Source organism: Mycobacterium sp., from assembly GCF_032162105.1.
Taxonomy (GTDB): Bacteria; Actinomycetota; Actinomycetes; order Mycobacteriales; family Mycobacteriaceae; genus Mycobacterium.
Genome location: NZ_JAVRPS010000149.1, coordinates 1 through 3,552, shown reverse-complemented (window position 1 = coordinate 3,552; position 3,552 = coordinate 1). Strand labels below are relative to the sequence as shown.

At 65.1% G+C, this 3,552-nt stretch carries 4 protein-coding genes and 1 pseudogene; 3 read left to right on the top strand and 2 right to left on the bottom strand.

The genetic code is table 11. The features are described 5' to 3' along the window. Nucleotides 1-23: 23 nt before the first annotated feature. Nucleotides 24-500 (top strand): annotated as a pseudogene (locus QOC69_RS07385) (NAD-dependent epimerase/dehydratase family protein); the annotation flags it as partial. Nucleotides 501-654: 154 nt separating this feature from the next. Further along, nucleotides 655-813, top strand: a complete 159-nt coding sequence (locus QOC69_RS07380; RefSeq protein ID WP_526437879.1) for a hypothetical protein — start codon at nucleotides 655-657, stop codon at nucleotides 811-813. Between the two features lie 11 nt (nucleotides 814-824). Here the strand turns inward: QOC69_RS07380 and QOC69_RS07375 are convergent, their stop codons facing one another. Then, a complete protein-coding gene (locus QOC69_RS07375) occupies nucleotides 825-1,703 on the bottom strand; it encodes an SDR family NAD(P)-dependent oxidoreductase (protein WP_526437877.1) in 879 nt (292 codons plus the stop codon). A gap of 441 nt (nucleotides 1,704-2,144) precedes the next feature. Then, the gene (locus QOC69_RS07370) at nucleotides 2,145-2,729 is read right to left on the bottom strand and encodes a TetR/AcrR family transcriptional regulator (RefSeq protein WP_526437881.1); all 585 of its coding nucleotides are present in this window, start codon (nucleotides 2,727-2,729) and stop codon (nucleotides 2,145-2,147) included. 194 nt (nucleotides 2,730-2,923) lie between these two features. On the opposite strand from QOC69_RS07370, the gene QOC69_RS07365 reads away from it, so the two are divergent. Beyond that, nucleotides 2,924-3,552: nitroreductase/quinone reductase family protein (locus QOC69_RS07365; protein WP_526437875.1), on the top strand; the 629-nt coding region annotated here is incomplete at its 3' end.

Sequence of the window (3,552 nt, the reverse complement as noted above, 5' to 3'; positions counted from 1 at the left end):
CCGGTTCGACCACCAATCAGACTATGTCGAGTTCTGGCTCCATTTCATCGGGGTGCAAGACGTTCGAGCATTGGCGGTGGAGAACACGTGGGGCGATAAAGCCGAAGCCAGCATGCGAGCAGCGCGACAGAAAGTGGCAGCTCTCGCCAAAGAATTCTGACTCAACTACACGCAGTACAAGTCGGTCTGGATCGACCTGTCCTGATTGCACCACACAAGCCCACAGTCACTCTGCGAGAAGGAAAATCATGAAGGTTCTTGTCACCGGCGCCACCGGCTACCTCGGCGCGGCCGCCGCCGACGCGCTGGCCACCCGCGGCCACCAGGTCTTGGGACTGGCCCGATCGGAGCGGTCCGCTGGTGCACTGCGCAAGCGCGGCATCGAACCCGTTGTGGGCGACTTCGGCGACCCGGTGAGCCTGGCCAACGCCGTTCACGAGGCCAGACCCAACGCTGTGGTGAGCACCGCCAGTGTCGGCGGGGCGAGTGGGGACCAAGCCGCCTTCGCCCGGGACGGTGAGGCGGTGCACGCGGCGCAACCGGGTCGCAGCGCGGTCGCTACTCAGCTTTTCCTGGCGCCGCCCAGTACGACGTGCTGCCCAAATTCGTTGTCCCATCCTGCTCATCGTTGCCGAGCACGACACCATGGCACCGGTGGGTCCTGCGCTACGTGTCGCCGACAACGCTCAACGCGGCGAAGTGCACCGCAGCCGTGGCGGGCACTACGACGTCTACCAGGGCGGCCGGAGCTTCGACGACGTGGTCGCAGTCGAGCTGGAGTTCTTGCGCCGGCACGCGATGATGGTCGGCTGACCGGTGAAGCCTCAACTCGGAGGCGAGCACACTCCGTCGAGCAGCGATGCCGTGGCTTCCCACAGGTCGGCCTGAATCCTCTGACTGCGTCCGGGTTCTGGGCAGGTGAGAGGCTTGGCATCCTTGGCGGAGAAATAGCCGCCAGTGGTGTCGGCGAAGGCTGGGTCGGTGGCGAGTCGCACGATGATTCCGGCGCCGCGGCGCGGATCGCCGATTCGCATTGCGTGCAGAGCTCTTTCGAGTATTCCGGCGAACGGCAATTCCCTACCGAGGCCCGTGGTGTTGAAGCCGGGATCACAACAGTTCGCCGTGACGCCCGTGCCCGACAGCCGTCTGCCGAGTTCTTGGGTGAACATGATGTCCATCAACTTCGATCGGAAGTAGAGGGTCATGGCCTCGCGCCTGGTGTAGTCGGCGGTGACGGTCAGATCGTGGGCGGGGTCGATGCTTCCGGCCCACCGGGCACCCTCGGAGGCGACGGAGACCACCCGCGCCGGCGCCGTGGCCATGAGCTTGTCACGCAGGGTGTTGGTCAGTACCCACGGGGCGAGGTAGTTCACCGCCACCATCTCAGCGAATCCGTCGGGCGTGAGGCGCGGGGAGAAGGCGTGCACGCCAGCGTTGTTGATCAACACGTCGATTCGCCCGTAGTGGGCGTCGATCTGCTGCCCTACCCGGCGAACGTCTCGCAACGACGTGAGGTCGGCGATGAAGGCGTCGACTGGTGTGCCCGGCGTGACCCCTTCGATCTCCTGGCGCAGCTCGTCCACCTTCCTTTCACTGCGCGCGACGACGCCGAGGTGGGCGCCCCAGCGGGCGAGCTCGAGGGCAGCGAGTCTGCCCAGGCCGCTGGTGGCCCCGGTGATGACGACGACTGGTCGGGTGTCCATGGGCTCCTCCACTCAAGCGCGATTTGTGATGTACCTCAGTACCGTACTATCGATGAGGTACCTCATCAAATGACCCTGCAACATCGGGAGTCCCCAAAGAGCACCGGAATCTGGGCGCCAGCGGTTGCGCCGTTTCGACGTTCGCGCTGGGTACCACGCCCTTCGGCGACACCACCGATGAGGCAAACGCACCCTCGCCGTGCTCGACGCGGTGGCGGCGATAGCCAGGGACAAGCGGACGACGATGTCTCAGGTAGCACTGACGTGGCAGGTCGCACGCCCAGCCGTCAGTTCGGGTGATCCTCGGCGCCCGCACACTCGATCAGCTCACGGCCAACTTGCCCACCGGTATGACGCTCAGTGCCGAAGAAACCGCACTACCCGACCAGGTCAGCCAGCCCCGCGTCGACTACCCCCATGGGGGCTGCACCGGAACTCCAGTCAATCCGAGCGAGAGGCGTTCGCGGCTGCCAATGTGAGCCGGGCGATCCGCTTGGCGGTCATCGCCGCGGTGCGCGCCGGCTCGGCCGTGCTCGCCGTCGCCAACGCTCCGTCGTAGAGGAGGACGAGCGCGTCGGCCAGCGCCTCGGAGTCAGCGATCCCGGTCGCTGCGGCGAGTTCGACGAAGATCTGCCGGATCCAATCGCGGTACTCCTCGATGGCCTGCTGGTGGGATTCTCCCGCCGGGGCTTCGGCGGCCGCATTGACGAAGGGACAGCCGCGGAACCCCGGAAGGGACACATAGTCAGCGATCGCGTCGAAGATCGCCAGGATCTTCTCGTCCGGATCGTCGACACCGGCCTGGCGCTCCTCGATTCGCTGCTGCCACGCACGGAGGCGGCCACGAAGATAGGCGGCGACCAGTTCGTCTTTCCCGCCGAAGATGTAATACAACGAGCCCTTGGCCACGCCCGCCTTCGCGATGACGGCGTCGATACCGGTGGAATGGACACCGTCGCGGTAGAACAGCTCGTCAGACGCGGCGAGCAGTCGTTCACGCGCCGACGGCCGTTTCGCTGTCTTCATCGCCACCGCAGCAGTTTACCAGACAGACTTGTCTGAACTTCGGGATGCGCGTCGCTGCACGCGACAGCCGCACGATCGTGCCCGCAGCAGTGGCGACAGGCGTTGACAGGGTTGGCGGGCTGCGGCTATCTTCATCTTTAGTCAGACCTGTCTAAATGGAACGAGCAGGTCGCCGGATATCGAAGGGCCGAGAGATGACTCTGATTGCCGAGAGCAGCCTTGACGGCGAATACGTGCCAAGCCGCGTGGAACGCATCCGCAAGCAGGTGGCTGACTATGAAGCCAGCGACGGGCTCGAGGGCGGAACGTTGGAAGGCCGGCCGGTGGTGATCTTGACGTCCGTGGGAACGAAATCGGGCAAGGTCCGGAAGAACCCGGTGATGCGGATCGTCGACGGTGATCGGTACGTGGCGGTGGCATCCGCGGGTGGGGCGCCCGCAAACCCGTCGTGGTACGCCAATCTGGTTGCCCACCCACGGGTCCGACTTCAGGACGGCGCCAGTGTCAGGGAGTTCCAGGCCCGCGAGGTCAGCGGGGACGAGAAGCGGCACTACTGGACGGTGGCCGAGCGATTTTGGCCGCACTTTCCCGAGTATCGACGGCTCGCCGGGGGACGCGACATCCCGATCATGGTGTTCGAGCCCGTCGCACCGCGGACGTCCATCGGCAATCCGGCCGAGGAGCGCAACAAGACGCTGGTGCTGGAGGCGTTCGACACGTTGTTCAATCGGCGTGATTACGCAGCGGCGCAACGGTTCTGGTCGCCTGATTACATCCAGCACAGCGCGCACATCGAGCCGGGACGAGACGGCCTGTTCAATCT